Annotated in this window: 21 protein-coding genes and 1 tRNA gene; 20 read left to right on the top strand and 2 right to left on the bottom strand. The window is 47.7% G+C overall.

The window, feature by feature from the left end; translation table 11 throughout:
• Positions 1 to 89 precede the first annotated feature (89 nt).
• From yidC to AC1DWB_RS19325, 10 genes are all read left to right on the top strand, one after another.
• Positions 90 to 794, top strand: a complete 705-nt coding sequence (gene yidC / locus AC1DWB_RS19370) for a membrane protein insertase YidC (protein ID WP_477542733.1) — start codon at positions 90 to 92, stop codon at positions 792 to 794.
• Positions 791 to 1408 carry an RNA-binding cell elongation regulator Jag/EloR gene (gene jag / locus AC1DWB_RS19365; RefSeq protein WP_477542731.1) on the top strand — a complete coding sequence of 206 codons (618 nt, stop codon included), beginning with the start codon at positions 791 to 793 and terminating at the stop codon, positions 1406 to 1408. The genes yidC and jag overlap by 4 nt, the downstream gene beginning before the upstream one ends.
• Positions 1409 to 1526: 118 nt before the next feature.
• Complete coding sequence (mnmE, locus tag AC1DWB_RS19360) at positions 1527 to 2903, top strand: tRNA uridine-5-carboxymethylaminomethyl(34) synthesis GTPase MnmE (RefSeq protein ID WP_477542730.1); 1377 nt, start codon at positions 1527 to 1529, stop codon at positions 2901 to 2903.
• 33 nt (positions 2904 to 2936) lie between these two features.
• Positions 2937 to 4826, top strand: coding sequence for a tRNA uridine-5-carboxymethylaminomethyl(34) synthesis enzyme MnmG (gene mnmG, locus AC1DWB_RS19355; RefSeq protein WP_477542729.1), 1890 nt, complete (start codon positions 2937 to 2939; stop codon positions 4824 to 4826).
• Positions 4827 to 4829: 3 nt separating this feature from the next.
• Positions 4830 to 5552, top strand: coding sequence for a 16S rRNA (guanine(527)-N(7))-methyltransferase RsmG (gene rsmG, locus AC1DWB_RS19350; RefSeq protein WP_477542728.1), 723 nt, complete (start codon positions 4830 to 4832; stop codon positions 5550 to 5552).
• Between the two features lie 199 nt (positions 5553 to 5751).
• A complete protein-coding gene (noc, locus tag AC1DWB_RS19345) occupies positions 5752 to 6573 on the top strand; it encodes a nucleoid occlusion protein (RefSeq protein ID WP_477542727.1) in 822 nt (273 codons plus the stop codon).
• Positions 6574 to 6723: 150 nt separating this feature from the next.
• Complete coding sequence (locus AC1DWB_RS19340) at positions 6724 to 7485, top strand: ParA family protein (RefSeq protein WP_477542726.1); 762 nt, start codon at positions 6724 to 6726, stop codon at positions 7483 to 7485.
• On the top strand, positions 7478 to 8332 hold the full coding sequence (locus tag AC1DWB_RS19335; RefSeq protein ID WP_477542725.1) for a ParB/RepB/Spo0J family partition protein: 855 nt from the start codon (positions 7478 to 7480) through the stop codon (positions 8330 to 8332). The genes AC1DWB_RS19340 and AC1DWB_RS19335 overlap by 8 nt, the downstream gene beginning before the upstream one ends.
• Positions 8333 to 8456: 124 nt before the next feature.
• Positions 8457 to 9614, top strand: coding sequence for an aminotransferase class V-fold PLP-dependent enzyme (locus tag AC1DWB_RS19330; RefSeq protein WP_477542724.1), 1158 nt, complete (start codon positions 8457 to 8459; stop codon positions 9612 to 9614).
• Between the two features lie 42 nt (positions 9615 to 9656).
• Positions 9657 to 10154, top strand: a complete 498-nt coding sequence (locus AC1DWB_RS19325; protein WP_477542723.1) for a DUF4446 family protein — start codon at positions 9657 to 9659, stop codon at positions 10152 to 10154.
• Here AC1DWB_RS19325 and yyaC read toward each other — a convergent pair.
• A complete protein-coding gene (yyaC, locus tag AC1DWB_RS19320; protein WP_477542722.1) occupies positions 10132 to 10740 on the bottom strand; it encodes a spore protease YyaC in 609 nt (202 codons plus the stop codon). The two genes, AC1DWB_RS19325 and yyaC, sit on opposite strands and share 23 nt — an antisense overlap.
• A 111-nt stretch (positions 10741 to 10851) precedes the next feature.
• Between yyaC and AC1DWB_RS19315 the strand changes: the two genes are divergently transcribed.
• The 4 genes from AC1DWB_RS19315 (at position 10852) to AC1DWB_RS19300 (ending at position 12447) form a co-directional block, all read left to right on the top strand.
• Positions 10852 to 11109, top strand: coding sequence for a putative Se/S carrier protein (locus tag AC1DWB_RS19315; protein ID WP_477542721.1), 258 nt, complete (start codon positions 10852 to 10854; stop codon positions 11107 to 11109).
• A gap of 40 nt (positions 11110 to 11149) precedes the next feature.
• Positions 11150 to 12004: a mechanosensitive ion channel family protein gene (locus tag AC1DWB_RS19310; RefSeq protein WP_477542720.1), complete on the top strand. Its 855-nt coding sequence runs from the start codon at positions 11150 to 11152 to the stop codon at positions 12002 to 12004.
• A gap of 35 nt (positions 12005 to 12039) precedes the next feature.
• The gene (locus AC1DWB_RS19305; RefSeq protein ID WP_477542719.1) at positions 12040 to 12252 is read left to right on the top strand and encodes a DUF951 domain-containing protein; all 213 of its coding nucleotides are present in this window, start codon (positions 12040 to 12042) and stop codon (positions 12250 to 12252) included.
• A gap of 104 nt (positions 12253 to 12356) precedes the next feature.
• A tRNA-Ser gene (locus AC1DWB_RS19300) sits at positions 12357 to 12447 on the top strand.
• A 138-nt stretch (positions 12448 to 12585) separates the two neighbouring features.
• Here the strand turns inward: AC1DWB_RS19300 and AC1DWB_RS19295 are convergent.
• Positions 12586 to 12774 carry a YjzC family protein gene (locus AC1DWB_RS19295; RefSeq protein WP_477542718.1) on the bottom strand — a complete coding sequence of 63 codons (189 nt, stop codon included), beginning with the start codon at positions 12772 to 12774 and terminating at the stop codon, positions 12586 to 12588.
• 242 nt (positions 12775 to 13016) lie between these two features.
• On the opposite strand from AC1DWB_RS19295, the gene rpsF reads away from it, so the two are divergent.
• From rpsF to AC1DWB_RS19265, 6 genes are all read left to right on the top strand, one after another.
• Positions 13017 to 13301: a 30S ribosomal protein S6 gene (gene rpsF / locus AC1DWB_RS19290; protein WP_477542717.1), complete on the top strand. Its 285-nt coding sequence runs from the start codon at positions 13017 to 13019 to the stop codon at positions 13299 to 13301.
• A gap of 45 nt (positions 13302 to 13346) precedes the next feature.
• Entirely contained in the window at positions 13347 to 13856 is a 510-nt protein-coding gene (gene ssb / locus AC1DWB_RS19285; RefSeq protein ID WP_477542716.1) for a single-stranded DNA-binding protein, read from the top strand.
• A gap of 27 nt (positions 13857 to 13883) precedes the next feature.
• Positions 13884 to 14168, top strand: coding sequence for a 30S ribosomal protein S18 (gene rpsR / locus AC1DWB_RS19280; RefSeq protein ID WP_477542732.1), 285 nt, complete (start codon positions 13884 to 13886; stop codon positions 14166 to 14168).
• A 389-nt stretch (positions 14169 to 14557) separates the two neighbouring features.
• On the top strand, positions 14558 to 15826 hold the full coding sequence (locus AC1DWB_RS19275; protein ID WP_477542715.1) for an FAD-dependent oxidoreductase: 1269 nt from the start codon (positions 14558 to 14560) through the stop codon (positions 15824 to 15826).
• A gap of 45 nt (positions 15827 to 15871) precedes the next feature.
• Positions 15872 to 17176 (top strand): ABC transporter substrate-binding protein, encoded by a 1305-nt coding sequence (locus tag AC1DWB_RS19270; RefSeq protein WP_477542714.1) that lies wholly within the window; start codon positions 15872 to 15874, stop codon positions 17174 to 17176.
• Between the two features lie 106 nt (positions 17177 to 17282).
• Positions 17283 to 18095, top strand: a complete 813-nt coding sequence (locus tag AC1DWB_RS19265; RefSeq protein ID WP_477542713.1) for a helix-turn-helix transcriptional regulator — start codon at positions 17283 to 17285, stop codon at positions 18093 to 18095.
• The last annotated feature ends 89 nt before the right edge of the window (positions 18096 to 18184 follow it).

Below are 18184 nucleotides of genomic sequence, written 5' to 3'. Positions count from 1 at the left end.
ATTGTGGTATATTGTTTTTGGATAAGAAGGTTAGGAGGAAGCTTATTTTGACCCGTCGTCGTATCTATACACTTACTTTGCTCTCTCTTATGGTTCTGGTTTTAGCTGGATGCGGCAGTATGAGCCCTGAGACGAATCCAATCAATCCGGCCAACGGATTTTGGGACAAGTTTTTTATTTATCCGCTTTCATCGTTAATGGATTGGATCGCCGATCTCTTTGGGGGCTCGTATGGCTTATCGATTCTGATCGTCACGGTTATGATTCGATTCCTAGTGTTGCCGTTGACCTTGAAACAATATAAGAGCTCCAAGAAGATGCAACTGATTCAACCGGAAATGAAGAAGCTTAAAGAGAAGTATAAGGATGATCCGAAGAAACAACAGGAAGAGACGATGAAGCTGTTCCAGAGCAATGGGGTTAACCCCCTAGCCGGATGTTTCCCTCTATTAGTACAAATGCCGATTCTAATTGCTTTGTACCACGCGATCATGCGTAACGGGGAAATCAGCCAACACACGTTCCTCTGGTTGAAGCTCGGCTCGCCCGATCCCTACTATATATTGCCCGTTCTAGCTGCGATTTCGACATTCCTTCAACAGAAGATGATGGCGAACCAAATGACATCGCAAATGCAAGCGTTAATGTTCATATTCCCGGTCATGATCTTTGTCATGTCGATGAATTTTGCATCCGCGCTTCCGTTATACTGGGTTTACAGCAACATGTTCACCGTCGTTCAGTCCTATTTCCTATATGGTCGATCATCGAATAAGGGTGGCCTAGCGAAATGAAAAAGATGGTTGTTGCGGGGAAAACAATCGAAGATGCCGTGAAATCTGGATTAGCCCAGTGGAACACGACTGAAAATCGGGTGAAAATCCAAGTTCTGGAGCAACCAAGTAAAGGGTTGTTCGGCTTGATCGGAACCAAGGAAGCGAAGGTTGAGTTGGAATGGGTCCCCGACCCGATTGAAGAAGCGACTGCTTTTTTATTCGAGGTGTTCCGTACCATGCATATTGAAGCTTCTATTGACAGTCATGAAACCCATGATGGTATTCGGATGAATGTAAGCGGCCAAGAGCTTGGAATCTTGATTGGGCGAAGAGGGCAGACATTGGACTCGCTCCAATACTTGACCAATATCGTGGCCAATCGCTATTCGATGTCTCATGTTCGAATTGTACTCGATGCTGAGAGCTTCCGTGATCGTCGCAAGCAGACCCTAGAGGAACTGTCGGATCGATTAGCTAAGCGAGTGATTAGAACTCGTAAGGAAGTCGTACTCGAGCCGATGTCCCCGCAAGAACGCAAAGTCATTCATTCTCAATTACAGAACCATCCTAGTGTGAAGACATACAGTAAAGGCGAAGATCCGAATCGGAGAGTAGTCATCGCTCTTCGTTGATCGTATATAAGACATGCAATGACTTTCGATGATCGAAGTCATTGCATTTTTTCGTAGAATGGGACATTGTGCTGAAGGTGAAGTAGCCCGACGAGTCCCTTTGAGAGGTGTTTGCAACATGTTAACTGATACGATCGGAGCTATATCGACTGCCCTAGGGGAGGGGGGGATTGCGGTTATTCGCATTAGCGGCCCGGACTCCATCCCTGCTGTAAACCGCTTGTTCCGTTCGAAGACGGAATTAGCGAAAGCGGACTCCCATACCGTACATTATGGATATGTGATCGATCCCGCTACGAATGAGCGAGTAGAGGAAGTTTTGGTAACCCTGATGAAAGCTCCGCGTTCGTTCACGATGGAAGATGTCGTTGAGGTAAGCTGCCATGGTGGGATTATTTCCGTTAAGAAAGTGTTGGAGCTCATTCTCGATCAAGGCGTAAGATTAGCGGAGCCTGGGGAATTCACGAAGCGGGCATTCTTGAACGGAAGAATTGATCTTACTCAAGCTGAGGCGGTCATCGATCTTATTCGTGCCAAGTCGGACCGAGCGTTCAAGATCGCATTGAAGCAAGTCGAGGGGACACTATCCCGTCAAGTGAAGGAGTTACGCCACCAGCTTGTTGAATTGATGGCTCATATCGAGGTGAATATCGATTATCCGGAGCACGATGTGGAAGAGTTAACGAATAGCTTCATTCGGGACAAATGCGTGACAGCCATCGGTCGGTTGGATGCTCTATTGAAGACAGCTGAGCAGGGGAAGGTACTGCGCGAGGGTATCGTAACGGCTATTGTAGGTCGACCTAACGTGGGTAAGTCTTCACTCTTGAATGCTATGGCCCAGGATAATAAAGCAATTGTAACGGATATACCTGGAACGACGCGGGATATTATAGAAGAGATCGTGAACGTGAACGGAATTCCACTCAAGCTTCTGGATACGGCTGGGCTCCGGGAGACTAGTGATCTGGTCGAACAGATCGGAGTGGAGAAATCAAGAAATGCGCTGTCGGAGGCCGATCTGATTATTCTCGTACTGAATCAGAATGAGCCCCTGCATGAGGACGAGAAAGTCCTGTTAGGGCAGATCGCGGATCGTCAAAGTATTGTAGTGTTGAATAAGTCGGACTTAGCCAGTCATATCGATGAAAAGGTTTTGTTGGAGCAAATCCCTGCAGAACGTGTCGTCCGTATGTCTGTGAAGGAAGAGCAAGGCATGGATAATCTGGAGAAGGCGATAAGTTCTTTGTTCTTCAGTGGACAGCTGGAAAGCGGCGATCTTACTTACGTCAGTAACGTCAGACATATCCATTTACTCAAATCAGCGCGGAGAGCGCTTGAGGAAGCGAGAGAAGCAGGAGAGGCCCGTATTCCGATCGATCTAATACAGATCGATATACGGAGTGCCTGGGAGAGCCTAGGGGAGATGATTGGCGATTCTGTAGGGGAGTCGTTGATCGATCAAATTTTCTCGCAGTTTTGCCTGGGTAAATAATTGTGAAAGATGTATAGGTGGGAGGGAACTAACATGGGATACGTTGCAGGTCAATATGATGTTATCGTCATTGGAGCAGGGCATGCCGGTTGCGAAGCCGCTCTTGCGTCAGCGCGAATGGGCTGCGAGACGCTGCTACTGACGATTAACTTGGATATGGTGGCGTTCATGCCGTGTAATCCGTCAATCGGCGGGCCGGCCAAGGGACACGTAGTACGGGAAATTGATGCGTTGGGCGGCGAGATGGGCCGTAACATAGATAAGACATTCATACAACTTCGTATGCTGAATACGGGAAAAGGGCCGGCTGTGCATGCTTTGCGTGCGCAAGCGGATAAGTTTCTGTACCAGCACATGATGAAGCAGACGATTGAGAAGCAGGACCAGTTAACACTTCGCCAAGGGATGGTCGAAGAGTTAATTGTAGAGAATGGTGCTTGTAAGGGTGTTGTGACGAAGACAGGTGCGCAGTATCACGCGAAAGCGGTCGTTCTGACAACGGGAACTTATTTGCGCGGCAAAGTGATTATGGGGGAGCTCATGTACGAGAGTGGGCCGAACAACCAACAGCCCTCTGTGAAGCTGTCCGAGTCTCTAAGGGCACAAGGATTCGATCTGGTGCGGTTTAAGACAGGAACTCCGCCGCGAGTTCATAAGGAAACGATTGATTTCTCCAAGATGGACATCCAGCCAGGTGATGAGCAGCCCAAGTTCTTCTCCTACGAGACTACGGAATCGTCCAATGAACAATTGCCTTGCTGGCTTACGTATACTTCCGGGGAAACACACGACATTATCAACAACAATCTGCATCGCGCACCGATGTTCTCGGGTGCGATCGAAGGTACTGGACCTCGCTATTGTCCTTCGATCGAGGACAAGATCGTTCGATTCAGCGACAAGCCGAAGCACCAAATCTTTCTCGAGCCGGAGGGGCTCCACACTTCCGAATATTATGTGCAGGGACTCTCAACTAGCATGCCGGAGGATGTTCAATTGCAAATTCTTCGATCCATCCCTGGGTTGGAGAAAGTCGAGATGATGCGCACTGGGTATGCGATTGAATATGACGCGGTTGTACCTACTCAGTTGTGGCCTTCTTTGGAGACGAAGCGCTTGCCTGGTTTATTCACAGCAGGACAAATTAACGGAACATCCGGCTATGAAGAAGCTGCGGGTCAAGGTATTATGGCCGGTATTAATGCGGCACGCAAAGTGCAGGAGAAGGAAGCTGTCATCCTGGATCGCTCGGAGGGCTATATCGGTGTTCTGATTGATGATCTCGTTACCAAGGGGACAAGTGAGCCTTACAGGCTACTTACATCGCGCGCGGAGTACCGTTTATTGTTACGTCATGACAATGCAGACTTGCGTCTTACCCCAATTGGTCACGATATTGGTTTGATCTCGGATGAGCGATTCGCTCGCTTCGAGCATAAGAAACAACAAGTGGAGCTGGAGATTGAACGGTTGAGAACGACGAAGGTACGTCCTGAACCGGAAATTCAACAAATACTGACGGATGCGGGTACCGTAACGTTGAACAATGCTGTGGATCTACTCTCCCTAATGAGACGTCCTGAGATTACGTATTCGCACATTGAACGGATGTCCTCATCGCCGCTTGCCCTGACAGAGGATATGAAGGAGCAGGTTGAGATCCAGATTAAGTATCAAGGATACATCGAGAAACAATTAGCTCATGTCGAACGCTTGACGAAGATGGAGAAGAAGCGGATTCCGGATGATATCGACTACAGAGCGATCCACGGGATCGCCAATGAGGCGAAGCAGAGGCTGTCTGACATTCGTCCAATCTCGATCGGGCAAGCTACACGCATATCCGGTGTAACGCCGGCAGATATTTCAATTCTACTCGTTTACTTGGAACACTATAACAAAGTCATTGCCTCAAGAGGTTAATTTATGGATCAATTGAAAATCAAGTTCGAAGAGCTGCTGGCATCAAAGCAGCTCTCCTTGTCTGAACAACAATGGAATCAATTCGAAATGTACTATCAAGAGCTAGTGTCGTGGAATGAGAAGATGAATTTAACGGCGATCACAGATCGGGAACAAGTGTTCGTTAAACATTTTTATGATTCTATTGCGCTGAGTTTCTTTGTTCCGCTTGCATCTGTTCGTTCATTAGCGGATATTGGTTCTGGAGCAGGCTTCCCAAGCATTCCGTTGAAGATCATGTTCCCTCATCTTCGTGTGACCATTGTTGACTCATTGAACAAACGGATTTCTTTTCTTAACGAGTTAGTGTCCCGATTGGGGTTAGAGGGCGTGAATTGCATTCATGGCAGGGCGGAGGATGTAGCAAGACAAGCCGAGCATAGAGATGCGTATGATTTGGTAACGGCACGTGCTGTAGCTCGATTGAACGTATTGAATGAGTTTTGTTTACCTTTCGTGAAACCGAGTGGATATTTCGTTGCTATGAAGGGCGCAGATCCTACTGATGAGATTACGGAATCCTCGGTTAGTCTTCGTGAGCTGAAAGGCGTAATTGAACAAACCCATCACTTCGAACTCCCTATTGAAAACTCTGCAAGACATATTATTTGTATCCGCAAAAAAGGCTCGACTCCAAGCAAATACCCAAGAAAAGCTGGTTTGCCGATCAAGCAACCACTTGTATAATTGTTTCACGTGGAACATGAGACGAATCGTCCGAATTCATAATTGTTCATAATTTAGAAGCAGGAAAAATCGGTTTTCTGGAGAATTTTATATAGAGTAAAGATCGTTAGTAGGCGACTTATTATGTCATGAACATCTAATACATAAAGCTGTACGTTCAGAATAGATGTATCTCAAAGATTGGGTGATAAGGCATACTATGAAAGAACAAATATCCAAGCTGTTTGGATTATCCGATAGAGCGTCTGGCGAAGAAATTAAGAATGTACCGGTGGGGGAGATTGTATCTAGCCCCTATCAACCGCGTACTATATTTGATGATGAACGAATAGAAGAACTATGCCAAACCATTAAGACGCATGGAGTCATCCAACCGATTGTTGTGCGCGTTAGGAATAATAAGTTTGAACTAATAGCTGGTGAACGTCGTTGGCGAGCTGTTAAGAAGTTGGGTATGGACACCATCCCAGCGATTGTACGGGAGATCAATGATTCGCAAGCTGCTTCAATTGCGCTTATTGAGAATTTGCAGCGAGAAGGCCTGACGGCAATCGAGGAAGCAGTGGCCTACGAACAATTGATGCATATTCATGAATTAACCCAAGAGAGCTTGGCTCAGCGCTTAGGGAAAAGCCAATCCACGATTGCGAATAAGATTAGACTGTTGCAATTGCCGGAGATCGTGAAGCTAGCACTAATGGAACGGAAAATAACGGAACGCCATGCACGGGCCCTGTTATCGTTGGATTCAGAAGAGTTGCAGCTCAAAGTATTGGACGATATTATAACGAAAGAACTGAACGTGAAGCAAACAGAAGCACGTGTTGCCTTTTACAAAGAAACGATTAAGATCAAGAAAAGCAAACGGATCAGCTTCTCCAAGGACATTCGCCTCGCGCTGAATACCATTCGCCAGTCGGTAGAGATGGTTGCTGGTACGGGACTTACGATCAAAACAGATGAGAAAGATCATGAGGATCACTACGAATTCATTATTCGCATACCGAAAAACAAACCATAATTGTTTCTTGCTGGAAAGCTCCAAGTTGGAGCTTTTGTTTTGCTTTCCTAAAGGTGAATGTCGATCTGTAATATGGTATAGTGAGTTTATAACTTTTCTATAAAACTATGAAAATCATTGTTTGATAGGATTTCCATCGAGGTGAATGTGTTGTCAAAAATTATTGCGATTACCAATCAGAAGGGTGGYGTAGGGAAGACCACCACGTCTGTCAATTTGGGTGCGTCTCTTGCTACGCTAGGTAAGCGCGTCTTGCTTGTTGATATAGATCCGCAAGGGAACACAACAAGCGGTATTGGGATTAACAAAGCTGATGTTATGCACTGCATTTATGATGTATTGATTAACGATGTGCACCCCAAGGATGCGATAGTAGATACGTCGATTCCCAACTTGAAGATCATCCCTGCTACGATTCAGTTGGCTGGTGCGGAGATCGAACTTGTTCCAACAATATCAAGAGAAGTCCGATTGAAGAAGTCTTTACATCTGGTTAAGCACATGTTTGACTATATTCTGATTGATTGTCCGCCATCATTGGGTATTCTTACGATCAATTCATTGACTGCATCGGATTCCGTCATTATTCCAATTCAATGTGAATATTATGCGTTGGAGGGATTGAGTCAACTGTTGAATACGGTACGACTTGTCCAGAAACACCTGAATACGAACCTGCAGATTGAGGGCGTCTTATTGACGATGTTCGATGCTCGGACGAACTTGGGTATTCAAGTTATTGAAGAAGTTAAGAAATATTTTCAGCAAAAAGTGTATCAAACGATCATCCCTAGAAATGTTCGGTTGAGTGAAGCGCCAAGCCATGGCCAATCGATTATTACATATGATCCTAAGTCTAAGGGAGCGGAAGTCTACATGGAGCTGGCAAAGGAAGTGATCTCCTATGAGTAAAAGATTAGGGCGAGGTCTTGATGCGTTAATCCCATCACTAAATGTGAGTGATGATGACAAAGTCATTGACATATCATTGAAAGAACTACGTCCCAATCCTTATCAGCCGAGAAAGACGTTCAATGAAGATTCGATTAGTGAGCTTGCTGCTTCCATTAAAGAGCATGGTGTGATTCAACCGATTATTGTCCGTTCCGTTCTTAGAGGGTTCGAGATCATTGCAGGTGAACGTCGATTCCGGGCTTCACAGCAGTGTGGGTTAGAAAGGATTCCCGCGGTTGTTCGCAAATTCACCGATCAGCAGGTTATGGAAATTGCTCTGATCGAGAATGTACAACGCGAGGATCTGAATGCAATTGAGATTGCTAACGCGTATCAAGCGTTAGTCGAACAGTTCTCTCTGACTCAGGAAGAGCTATCTGTGAAGGTAGGTAAGAGTAGATCGCACATTGCTAACTTCCTTAGATTGCTGCAGCTACCGGAAGAGATTAAGCAACATGTTTCACGTGGAACATTATCAATGGGACATGCAAGAGCAATTGCAGGAGTGAAGAACGACAAGCAGAAGAAAGAACTAGCTGATGAAACGATTAAGAATGAGTGGAGTGTACGTCACTTAGAGGAAATGATCAAGAATCTTGAAGAGACGGTTTCTAAGGAAAAACCAAAGGAGACCAACAAGAGGAAGGATCCGTATATCGATCAGTTAGAAGAAAACTTAAGGAACCGCTATCGGACAACAGTGAAAATCAAACACAGCAACAATAAAGGAAAGATTGAATTGTTGTATTATTCCAAAGATGATTTGGAACGGTTGTTGGAGTTGCTTGAGGGAAAGATAAGCTGAAGATGAACTATGTTGTAACCTCGAAAACATACTAAGGTACCGATTATGCGAGTTCTATGCTGAATCGTATCGAGGTATGTTTTTTCGGACTTTATAGGTGAATGAGGGAGAAAGGGGGAGCGCAATGAGTGTCTTGTACTTCGATCATGCTGCATCGTCATGGCCCAAACCGCCAGCTGTTGCGGCAGCAATGACGACATGTATAACGGACTATGCGGCGAATCCTGGCAGGGGGAGCCATCAACTGGGTGTAAGAGCGAGTCGAGTATTATTCGAGGGTAGGAAGCAGTTGGCACAGCTGTTCCATATTGCGAACCCTAATGATATTAGTTATGCATTGAATACGACTGCAGCGCTCAACTTGGCCATCCAAGGTTATTTGAAACCGGGCGATCACGTCATATGCACAGCAGTGGAGCATAATTCGGTTAGACGACCATTGGAGTATATGAGGGCCGTGCATCAAGTTGAAGTGACATATGCGCATTCGGATGCAAAAGGCAACGTAGATCTGAGCCGGCTAGAGGGACTCATTCAACCCAACACTACATTGATAGTGTGCAGTCACAGCTCTAATCTGTTAGGTACGATTCTGCCCCTTGAAGCCATCGCGCAACTGATGAAGAAACACGGGGTGAAGCTGCTCCTGGATGCGGCTCAAACAGCGGGATTATTGGACATCGACGTTCAAGCGCTGGGGATCGATATGATGGCTTTTCCGGGGCATAAGGGACTGCTCGGTCCTCAAGGAACGGGAGGGTTGTACATATCCCCACAGCTTGATATAGAGCCCTTGCTGTATGGAGGGACGGGTAGCCAATCGGAAGCGATTGAGCAACCCCGAGTCAGACCGGATCGATATGAGGCAGGTACACAAAATACGGTCGGCATTGCAGGTCTTGTTGAAGGTGTTAAATTTGTTCGTAATGAAACGGTAGAGCGAATCCATAACAAGGAATGGAACCAGATTCAGACCCTGATGGAGGGGCTGCAATCGATACCTGGAATTGTGATGTATGGACCAGAGTTAGGGCAAAATAAAACGGGGATTGTAGCCTTTAATGTGGGACAAGCGGAAGCATCCGAGGTAGCATTTATTCTTGATCAATCATTTCAGATAGCAGTTCGTTCAGGTTACCACTGTACGCCACTCGCTCATGAAACAATAGGCACACTGGGAAGTGGAGCTGTAAGAGCAAGTATCGGCTACTATACAACGGATCATGAGATTGAACAGTTTGTACATGCGATTAAGGAAATAGGCCAGCATTATACGCGATAAGCGATACAGATGATTGATTCGGATTAAAGAGAGGGCAAATGGATGAATTGGGATGACTGGCTGTCTCTGAGTGCAGTCGCATGGGTGGCATTGGGATTAGGGGTAGTTGTATGCWTACTAGTAATCAGCTCGATAAGGTTATCCGTGAAATTGCGGAAGTTACGCAACAACTATATGCAAGTCATGAATAAAGGAAGCGTAGACAATATCGAAGAATTGCTGATGCAAATTAACGAAAGACTGGAGCAAACCGCATCGGAATCTGAGCAACAGAAAAGCCGCCTGTCCAATTTGGAAGCGGCCGCGAAAAAGATGAAATCAAAAGTGGGTGTGCATCGGTATAATGCATTCGGTGATCGGGGTAGCGATCTGAGCTTTTCAGTCGCGATTGTCGATGAATCCCAGGATGGGGTCGTATTGACCGGTATTCACACACGCGACGAGACGTATATTTACGCCAAGCCATTGGATAAAGGGCAATCATCCTACGCGCTGTCTCCGGAAGAAAAAGAAGCGATTAATCGATCTTCGGGTAGCTGAAGGCGTGAATCCGTTGGCTCATTAACATCGCGCGGAAGAGTGTGCGAGCCATGATCTCGGACATGTTCATCACGAGACTGAGTCGTGTGTTCTGCAGAACGAAATATTCCATAAATCCGCCGACATTAACGATGCCCGTGAGGTGCATATCGCCAACAGGGGTCAATTCCTTCTGAACACCAGCACCTGGCTTGACAGGACCATCTGCCACCGTGATATGTCCCACGCTTGTTAATTGGCCGAGACAGGCGTCGATCGCTACTATATAAGCGTCAGGGAACAAGCGTTCTATGTGCTGGACGGTGTCGTTCAAATTCATAGCGTGAACAGGCTCGTCCAGTGTACCGAATACATGCAGACCGGAATAGTGGTGCTTGGAGAGATGAGTGCCTACAAGAGGGCCTAGCGAGTCGCCTGTGGAGCGATCGGTACCGATACATACGAATACAATGCTCTTATAAGAGGGGACACTTATAAAGTAATCGTAGAGCCTCTGAGTGAGATGCTCAGTCACATTAGTATCGGTATAGTTGAATTTGCTTAATACGGACTCGGTTTTGTTCTGAAATCCTAACGAGAACTTCATAAGGTTCCTCCGCATGCTTGTAATTTTTACTAGTATACGAATAAAAGAAAGGTTTTATACGTGTGATTTGGGAGATTCAACTATTTTCCTCGAAGTGAGAAGGGAAGGGTCATGCACATGTTGAACGGGCTGCTCGTTATTGCTTTTGATTCGACCCAACAAGCGTTGAGAACGGAAATGCTGCTTGAGTATGCCGATATCGAAATTGACATTAGACCAACGCCCAAGGAAATAACAGCAGGCTGCGCATTAAGCATTGAGTTTCCGGGCAGCTCGCTGGATGAGGTCAAAGGGATTATCCAAAGTGAGCATGTAGAGATACGCGGCATATTCACTCCAGTCGAGGGTGGATACGTCAAATTGGATTAAGGATAGAACTTCGGTCGTCCTAGCAGAAGGAGAGAGAACAGTGTTAGATTCTTTATCAGCTTCGAAGTGGAGCGCGTTCAAGCAGGAGTTATGGGACAAAATTGCCGATCCTATGTTCTGGATTCATTATGGAGCGATCATTCTAAAAATCTTCTTGATCCTGATCGTAGGCCGATTCGTGAACAAGATGGCAACGAAAGCATTGAATCATGTTATGATAGATCGAGAGCGGTCACCGCTTAAGTTCAATCCCCGCAGGGCTAAGACCTTAGGAAAGTTAGTAGGCAATATCATTGCTTATGTAGTTAATTTTATCGTGATTATGATGGTGTTGAATCAATTCGGCTTCAATCTGGCTCCCTTGCTCGCGGGTGCTGGCGTCATCGGACTAGCGGTTGGTTTCGGTGCTCAGAGCTTGGTGAAAGACGTCATTACCGGGTTCTTCATCATCTTCGAGGATCAATTCGCCGTTGGGGATGTCGTGCAGATTGGGGCGAACAAAGGGACTGTCGAGGAAATTGGTATCCGTGTTACACGTATCCGTAGTTGGACGGGAGAGGTGCACATTGTTCCGAACGGGTCCATCGTGCAAGTGACCAACTATTCCGTGAACAATTCCATGGCCGTATTGGATATAACCGTTGCCCATGACGTCGATATTGATGGTGCGATTGTACTGATCAAGGAAACGCTCAAGAAGGGCTATGAGGCAAACGATAATATGGTGGAAGAGCCTGAAGTGCTAGGTGTGCAAACGATGAGCGCCACAGAAGTGGTCATTCGGGTTATTGCGGAATGCAAACCGAACGCACAGCCAGCGGTGACCCGCCAGATGAATGCGTTGATTAAGAAGACATTTGATGAAAAAGGAATGAAATTCCGTACGCAAGTCTAAATAGAATTACGTAATGAAGGAGGGAGGGTGCAGAGATGGAACGGAAGCAGTTTCAATTAGGCGACATCGTGCAGATGAAGAAGCCTCACCCGTGCGGAACGAATGAATGGGAGATCATCCGAATGGGGATGGATATCCGGATCAAATGCGTGAGCTGTAAGCACAGCGTATTAATTCCGCGATTGGAGTTCGAGAAAAAGATGAAGAAAGTGCTGGCCTCCAAAGGGGAGTCTCTCGATCAGAAGTAGTGGAATGAACCGATAATAAGGCGAAAAGTTTCGGTTGCTATTCAAAGGAGGGTTGTGCTACAATAGTTTTTGTCCGCATTTTCTGTATGCGGCAGGGCTAACGCGGAAAGGTACCCAAGAGGCCCAAGGGGGCTGACTCGAAATCAGCTAGGCGTCGCGAGGCGTGCGTGGGTTCGAATCCCACTCTTTCCGCCATACATATCAAACCTACGACCCTTCGGGGTCGTTTTTTGATGAGTGAAAATGGGAGTGTGGGATAAGAACTGCATGATAAGAAGAACATGAAGAAAGGAGAGCAGATGCTCTCCTCGGACAGGCTGTAGGGCTGGATGTTTAGTCCAGTTGCTTTTTCTTTTTCCACATACGGTCTTCATTGGTGGTCTGCGGGAACTTATCCCCAGCCTGAAGCGTAACTTGTTGCGGGTTGTTTATCCCCATGTGGATATCTCTGTCGCCGATTTCGATATAAGTTCCGTCGTTCGGGGCCCGCTGGCCAGGCCTGAATTCTGTTTGTTCACCCATAATGGATACCTCCGTGAGAAATCAGTATACTTGTTCTTCCTTCCTAGTGTCCTCCCGGTCGAGCTCTTCTAACCATGGGAACACTATCCAATGCTACAAGGGAAGGGTGACGCGGGAGGACAAGTTGCTTGTAATGGCCCGGGTGTTCTGTTATTATATTAAAGTGCGAGTTTTGAATAGCAAGTCTCGCTCCTTGCTCTCGTTGAACGAGGGCCTTAAGTCCAAGAGGAGGTGAAAGAAGCATGCGCAAGTATGAAGTGATGTACATTATTCGTACGGATATTGAACAAGAAGTTGTTCAAGCGACAGTCGAAAAATTCCAAGGCATCATCAACAACGGTGGCGAAATCACAAAGCATGACGTTATGGGTAAACGCCGTCTAGCGTATGAGATCAACAAGATGCGTGATGGGCACTACGTATTGGTACATTTCAATGCGACCCCAGCTGTTATCGCGGAGCTTGACCGTGTGATGAAGATTTCCGATGAAATCATTCGTTACCTGATCGTTAAAGACGTCGCTTAATCTCGGAACGCCGAGTGAACCGATCGTGATGGGGAGGAATTTGAATTGTTAAATCGTGTTATTCTGATCGGTCGTCTTACGCGAGATCCTGAATTGCGTTATACTCCAGCAGGGGTTGCCGTGACTCAGTTCACGCTTGCGGTAGATCGTCCGTTCTCCAACCAACAAAACCAACAACGGGAAGCCGATTTTCTCAATATTGTAACTTGGAGACAGCTTGCTGAGACATGCGCGAACTATTTACGCAAGGGGCGGCTGACTGCGGTTGAAGGCCGTATTCAAGTACGCAATTATGACAATAACGAAGGAAAACGTGTATACGTGACTGAGATAATCGCGGATAACGTTCGTTTTCTGGAGTCGTCTAACAGCGGCGGCAACCGGGAAGAAGCTCCTTCTGAAGGTGGAAGAAGCTATAACAATGGTGGTGGCAATGGTGGCGGCGGCGGTGGCGGTGGCAACCGTAATAACGGCGGGAATACACGGGATAATTCAGATCCGTTCTCAGACGATGGCAAGCCCATCGATATTTCAGATGATGATTTACCATTTTAGGTAGAAAGGAATGACAGTCGCATGAGCATGAACAACAGAAGAGATGCTGGCAACGAAGAGCGCGGCGAGCGTAAATTCTCCCGTGGCAAAGGCGGACGCAACAAGCGTCGTAAAGTTTGCTACTTCACCGTTAACAAAATCAAGCACATCGATTATAAAGATATCGAGACGCTGAAGAAATTCATCAGCGAGCGTGGGAAGATTCTTCCTCGCCGTGTAACCGGTACTTCCGCGAAGTATCAACGTGCGTTGACGATCGCTATCAAGCGTTCCCGTACAATCGCTTTGCTCCCTTACACAACTGATAACTAAGATTGATATAAAGGCAGGCAGCGCACTTAGCGTTGCCTGTTTTTTGTTGGTCAGTTGAGATTCGGGAAGTGGGTACTATGCAGAAAGCGATTGTTGGAGTGGAGATGGACTATTTTTGCCGAACGAGGCTGGATCGCTGCCCGCAAACGACATAGAAAATTTGGTTGCACAAATAGAGAATCGCACGCTCGCCGATTATACGGACTGGTTGATCAAGCTGGAGTATGAGGACAAGGAGTGCCAACGGTATCCGAGATTTAAACTCGGAATCATGAAAATAAATGCATATAATATTAAATTGTTGTATCGTTAAGTTCCGCAACTTCACCTTATACTTTAATGGGAGTGATTAAATAAATGCATATACAACAGGATGGGAGAGGAAATACATGCGGAACAGTGATACGGATTTCGATGTGATCGTTGCGGGGGGCGGACCGAGCGGCATCGCCGCGGCGATCGCTTCGGCCCGCGAAGGAGCCAGGACGCTGCTTGTCGAACGTTACGGTTTTCTTGGCGGAGCGGGAACAGCCATGATGGTGAATCCATGGATGTCGTACAGAGCGGGGGATGGAGGACAACAAATCATATTCGGCGTGCTTCAGGAATTGATCGACGGCATGACCGGGCTCGGCATGTACGGGCATCCGAAAGCGAGAAACGCGTTCGATCCGGAGGCGCTCAAATATGTCGCCGAGCACCTGTGTCTCGAAGCCGGAGTTAAGCTGTTGTATCATACGTTTCTTGCAGGAGCGAAGATGAGCGAGGGCGGAAAGACGATCGAAACGATTCAATTGGCCAACAAGGCGGGGCTTGTCAACATGAGTGCACGGATATTCGTTGACACAACAGGCGACGCGGACTTGGCGTCGTTGGCCGGAGCCGTCGTGGAGAAAGGGCGTGCAGTGGACAGCAACAGTCAACCGATGACGCTTAATTTCCGCATGGCAGATGTCGACATTCCGCGGATGCCGGACAAACATGAAATTACCCGACTATACTTGGAGGCGAAAGATCGGGGGGAGCTGGATTGCCCGCGCGAGGATGTGCTTTGGTTTTATGCGAACCAGCCGGACGTTATCCATTTCAATACGACCCGGGTCATATTGAAGGACGCGATCGATCCGTGGCAACTGACCGAGGCCGAAATTGAAGGAAGACGTCAAGTACAGCAGCTGGTCGCCTTTTTGAAACGGAATGTTGCAGGGTTTGAAAACGCTTACTTGCAGACGACTGCCCCGCAAATCGGCGTTCGCGAATCACGGCGGGTAATGGGAGAACACGTATTGACGGCCGAAGAGCTGCTCTCGGCGTGCAAGTTCGACGATGTCATCGCCCGCGGCGCATACCCGGTCGACATCCACAACCCGACGGGCAGCGGAACCGTCATCCAAAAACTAAAGCCGGGGGAATGGTACGATATTCCGCTGCGCTCCCTGATTCCTTTGAACATCGAGAACCTGCTCGTCGGCGGCCGCCCGATATCGGCCACGCATGAAGCGCATTCGGCTATCCGGGTGCAGCCGATCGCCATCGCAATCGGACAAGCAGCGGGTACCGCAGCGGCGCTCTGCGTGCAAGACAACGTCAACCCGCGCCAGATTCAGGCGGCAAAGGTACAGCAATCGTTGCAGAAGCAAGGGGCAAATCTGTACTAAATGAGGAAGGCTTCACAATAGGAGATTAGAGAGGGTGGGTCCATTATGTTGCATATGGGTCGCAAGTTCTTAAGTTTGATGATTATCGTAAGTCTTGTAGCTGTCATGTCTACGGCCTGCGGCAAATCCGGCAATTCCGTAGAGAAGAGCAACGAAGCCGACGCCGGGGTACCGCCTGCCCCGGTTACTCTAACGTTTTTTACCCATGGGAATTCGATCGTTTTGGCGGAAACCATCGAGTCGCTCGTTAAGAAGAAGTTTCCTCATGTCACGTTAAAAACGATCAAGGACGCTAAAGGCTCAACCATATCCGACGTCTTGGGCGGAGGGCAAACCCCCGATCTGATCTCCTACTCGCTCGGCAGCCTGCAGGATTTGAGAACGCTGCGTCTGCTCGGCGACATGACGCCTCTTATCCAGAAGCACCACTTTGACCTCAATCGCCTGGTTCCCGGTGCCGTGGATGCGGTAAAGGGATTTTCCGACAAAGGGGAATTCCTGATGATGCCGTTCGAGCTGAACAACAATGCGATCTATTACAACAAAAACATCTTCGATAAATTCGCGGTTCCTTATCCGAAGGACGGCATGACTTGGGAAGAACTGCTCGACATCGCCAAGAAGGTGACGAGATCCGATGGTGGCGTTCAATACAGGGGCTTCCAATATAATGCGCTTAACGTGGTGTACAAGGACCAGCTGGCGCTCGGCTTCGTCGATCCGAAAACAAACAAGGCGGCCATCAATACCGACTCCTGGAAACGTTGGCTGGACGTAATGACCTCCTTCTACAAAATCGCAGGCAACGAACAAGCCGGCGATGAGAAAGCCAATTTTCTGAAAAACCAGACGGTGGCCATGCGTACCGGACCGAATTATATTACCGAATTGCCCGTGGCGATGGAGGCCGGCCTGAACGTCGATTTCGTATCGCTGCCCCGATTCGAAGGGATGAGTGCTACTAGCTCCCAGATGAACGCGCCGTTCTATGTGATTCCGCCGTCGTCCCCGAATAAGGATACCGCTTTCCAGGTAATCGCCTACCTGTTGTCTGACGAGGTGCAGACGATTATGGCGCGTCAGGGCAGAATCCCGATCATCAATAAGGAGAGCGTCAAGAAAGAGTACGCGAAAGATTTGAAAGGGATGGAAGGCAAGAACTTGTCCGCTTTCTTCCAGGATACCATAGCCAAGCCGGTACCCTCGACGGCGTATGACGGGCAGGCTAAGTCGATTTTCACCAATGCTGCGCTTGTACCGGTGTATCAAGGCAAGAAAGATATTAACACGGCGCTCCGTGACGCGGAGGAGCAGATTAACAAATATATCGAATCGGAAATGAAAAAGTAAGATGTTGACGATTGGAAGACACTAAGATCCAACAGCACTATTGATGGGGGGATGAATCTAGAGTACCATGGATGCAAGCTCGGCATAAGGAAGGGGGAATCCGGCGATGCTCATCCATCCGATTCATTTGATCAGCAGCAGCTATTGGAAAGATAAGCAGGCATTCGTGCAGCAGGTGGAGCAGGAGCGATGCTGGATTATGATCGCCGTCGAAGCCGGCTGCTTCCGGTACGAGATCGGGGAACTAGCCGGCGAAGCAACGACAGGGGATATAATCCTATGTCCGCCGTACAACGATTTTCACCGCGAAATGGTTACACCCCTCACTTTTTTCTATATCAAATTTTATTATGCCGGGGAAGACAAACTTGGAGAAGAATATTTGACGAACCAGCTTCGCCGGTTGTTCTCCTTCAAGTTCACCCCTTCCGAGCGGGACCGGCTGTTCAACAATTTCAGGCATCTGCTCTGGGCAAGCCGGATGAACCGGAACGATCATTTGAGTTGGGCGTCCCATTTCGTTTACGATCTGTGGCTGCTGTTCTGCATGGAGGCGGAAGCTCTTGCCCAATACGGCAGTATCGTCAACGACCCGTTGATGAAAGAAGCGAAGGAAATGATCGAGCGTCACGCTTTTCGCGATGTCCAAATGAAAGATATCGTGGAATACATGGGGATTCATCCGGTGCAGTTTACCCGTCGGTTTCAGGCCGTGTACGCTGTGCCGCCTTCCAAGTACCTGTACTCGATTCGGATGGAAAAGGCGAAATCGCTGCTTGTACAGACAAATTATTCTATCGACCGGATTGCCCGCCAGTGCGGATACGAGAACGGTCTGTATTTCAGCCGGATGTTTACGAAATATTTTAAAATGAATCCTTCGAAGTATCGTAAACTCCATTCGTTTCCTTCGCCGTAACTGTACCCGAAGCCAGGAATCGCTTTCCCTAGAGGAGGGTGTATATTTTTGGCGGATACGAGGGATCCGGTTATACTACACACGTGATT

This window comes from Paenibacillus sp. P4_E11, assembly GCF_056401635.1.
This window is presented reverse-complemented; position numbering and strand designations above follow the sequence as displayed.

Coding starts and splice junctions, on each gene's coding strand:
- rpsF (WP_477542717.1), top strand. CDS start 13,017: ATGCGCAAGTATGAAGTGATGTACATTATTCGTACGGATATTGAACAA.
- AC1DWB_RS19315 (WP_477542721.1), top strand. CDS start 10,852: ATGCACATGTTGAACGGGCTGCTCGTTATTGCTTTTGATTCGACCCAA.
- noc (WP_477542727.1), top strand. CDS start 5,752: ATGAAAGAACAAATATCCAAGCTGTTTGGATTATCCGATAGAGCGTCT.
- yyaC (WP_477542722.1), bottom strand. CDS start 10,740: ATGAAGTTCTCGTTAGGATTTCAGAACAAAACCGAGTCCGTATTAAGC.
- AC1DWB_RS19265 (WP_477542713.1), top strand. CDS start 17,283: ATGCTCATCCATCCGATTCATTTGATCAGCAGCAGCTATTGGAAAGAT.
- rsmG (WP_477542728.1), top strand. CDS start 4,830: ATGGATCAATTGAAAATCAAGTTCGAAGAGCTGCTGGCATCAAAGCAG.
- mnmG (WP_477542729.1), top strand. CDS start 2,937: ATGGGATACGTTGCAGGTCAATATGATGTTATCGTCATTGGAGCAGGG.
- mnmE (WP_477542730.1), top strand. CDS start 1,527: ATGTTAACTGATACGATCGGAGCTATATCGACTGCCCTAGGGGAGGGG.
- AC1DWB_RS19335 (WP_477542725.1), top strand. CDS start 7,478: ATGAGTAAAAGATTAGGGCGAGGTCTTGATGCGTTAATCCCATCACTA.
- AC1DWB_RS19295 (WP_477542718.1), bottom strand. CDS start 12,774: ATGGGTGAACAAACAGAATTCAGGCCTGGCCAGCGGGCCCCGAACGAC.
- yidC (WP_477542733.1), top strand. CDS start 90: ATGGTTCTGGTTTTAGCTGGATGCGGCAGTATGAGCCCTGAGACGAAT.
- AC1DWB_RS19270 (WP_477542714.1), top strand. CDS start 15,872: ATGTTGCATATGGGTCGCAAGTTCTTAAGTTTGATGATTATCGTAAGT.
- AC1DWB_RS19330 (WP_477542724.1), top strand. CDS start 8,457: ATGAGTGTCTTGTACTTCGATCATGCTGCATCGTCATGGCCCAAACCG.
- rpsR (WP_477542732.1), top strand. CDS start 13,884: ATGAACAACAGAAGAGATGCTGGCAACGAAGAGCGCGGCGAGCGTAAA.
- jag (WP_477542731.1), top strand. CDS start 791: ATGAAAAAGATGGTTGTTGCGGGGAAAACAATCGAAGATGCCGTGAAA.
- AC1DWB_RS19305 (WP_477542719.1), top strand. CDS start 12,040: ATGGAACGGAAGCAGTTTCAATTAGGCGACATCGTGCAGATGAAGAAG.
- AC1DWB_RS19275 (WP_477542715.1), top strand. CDS start 14,558: ATGCGGAACAGTGATACGGATTTCGATGTGATCGTTGCGGGGGGCGGA.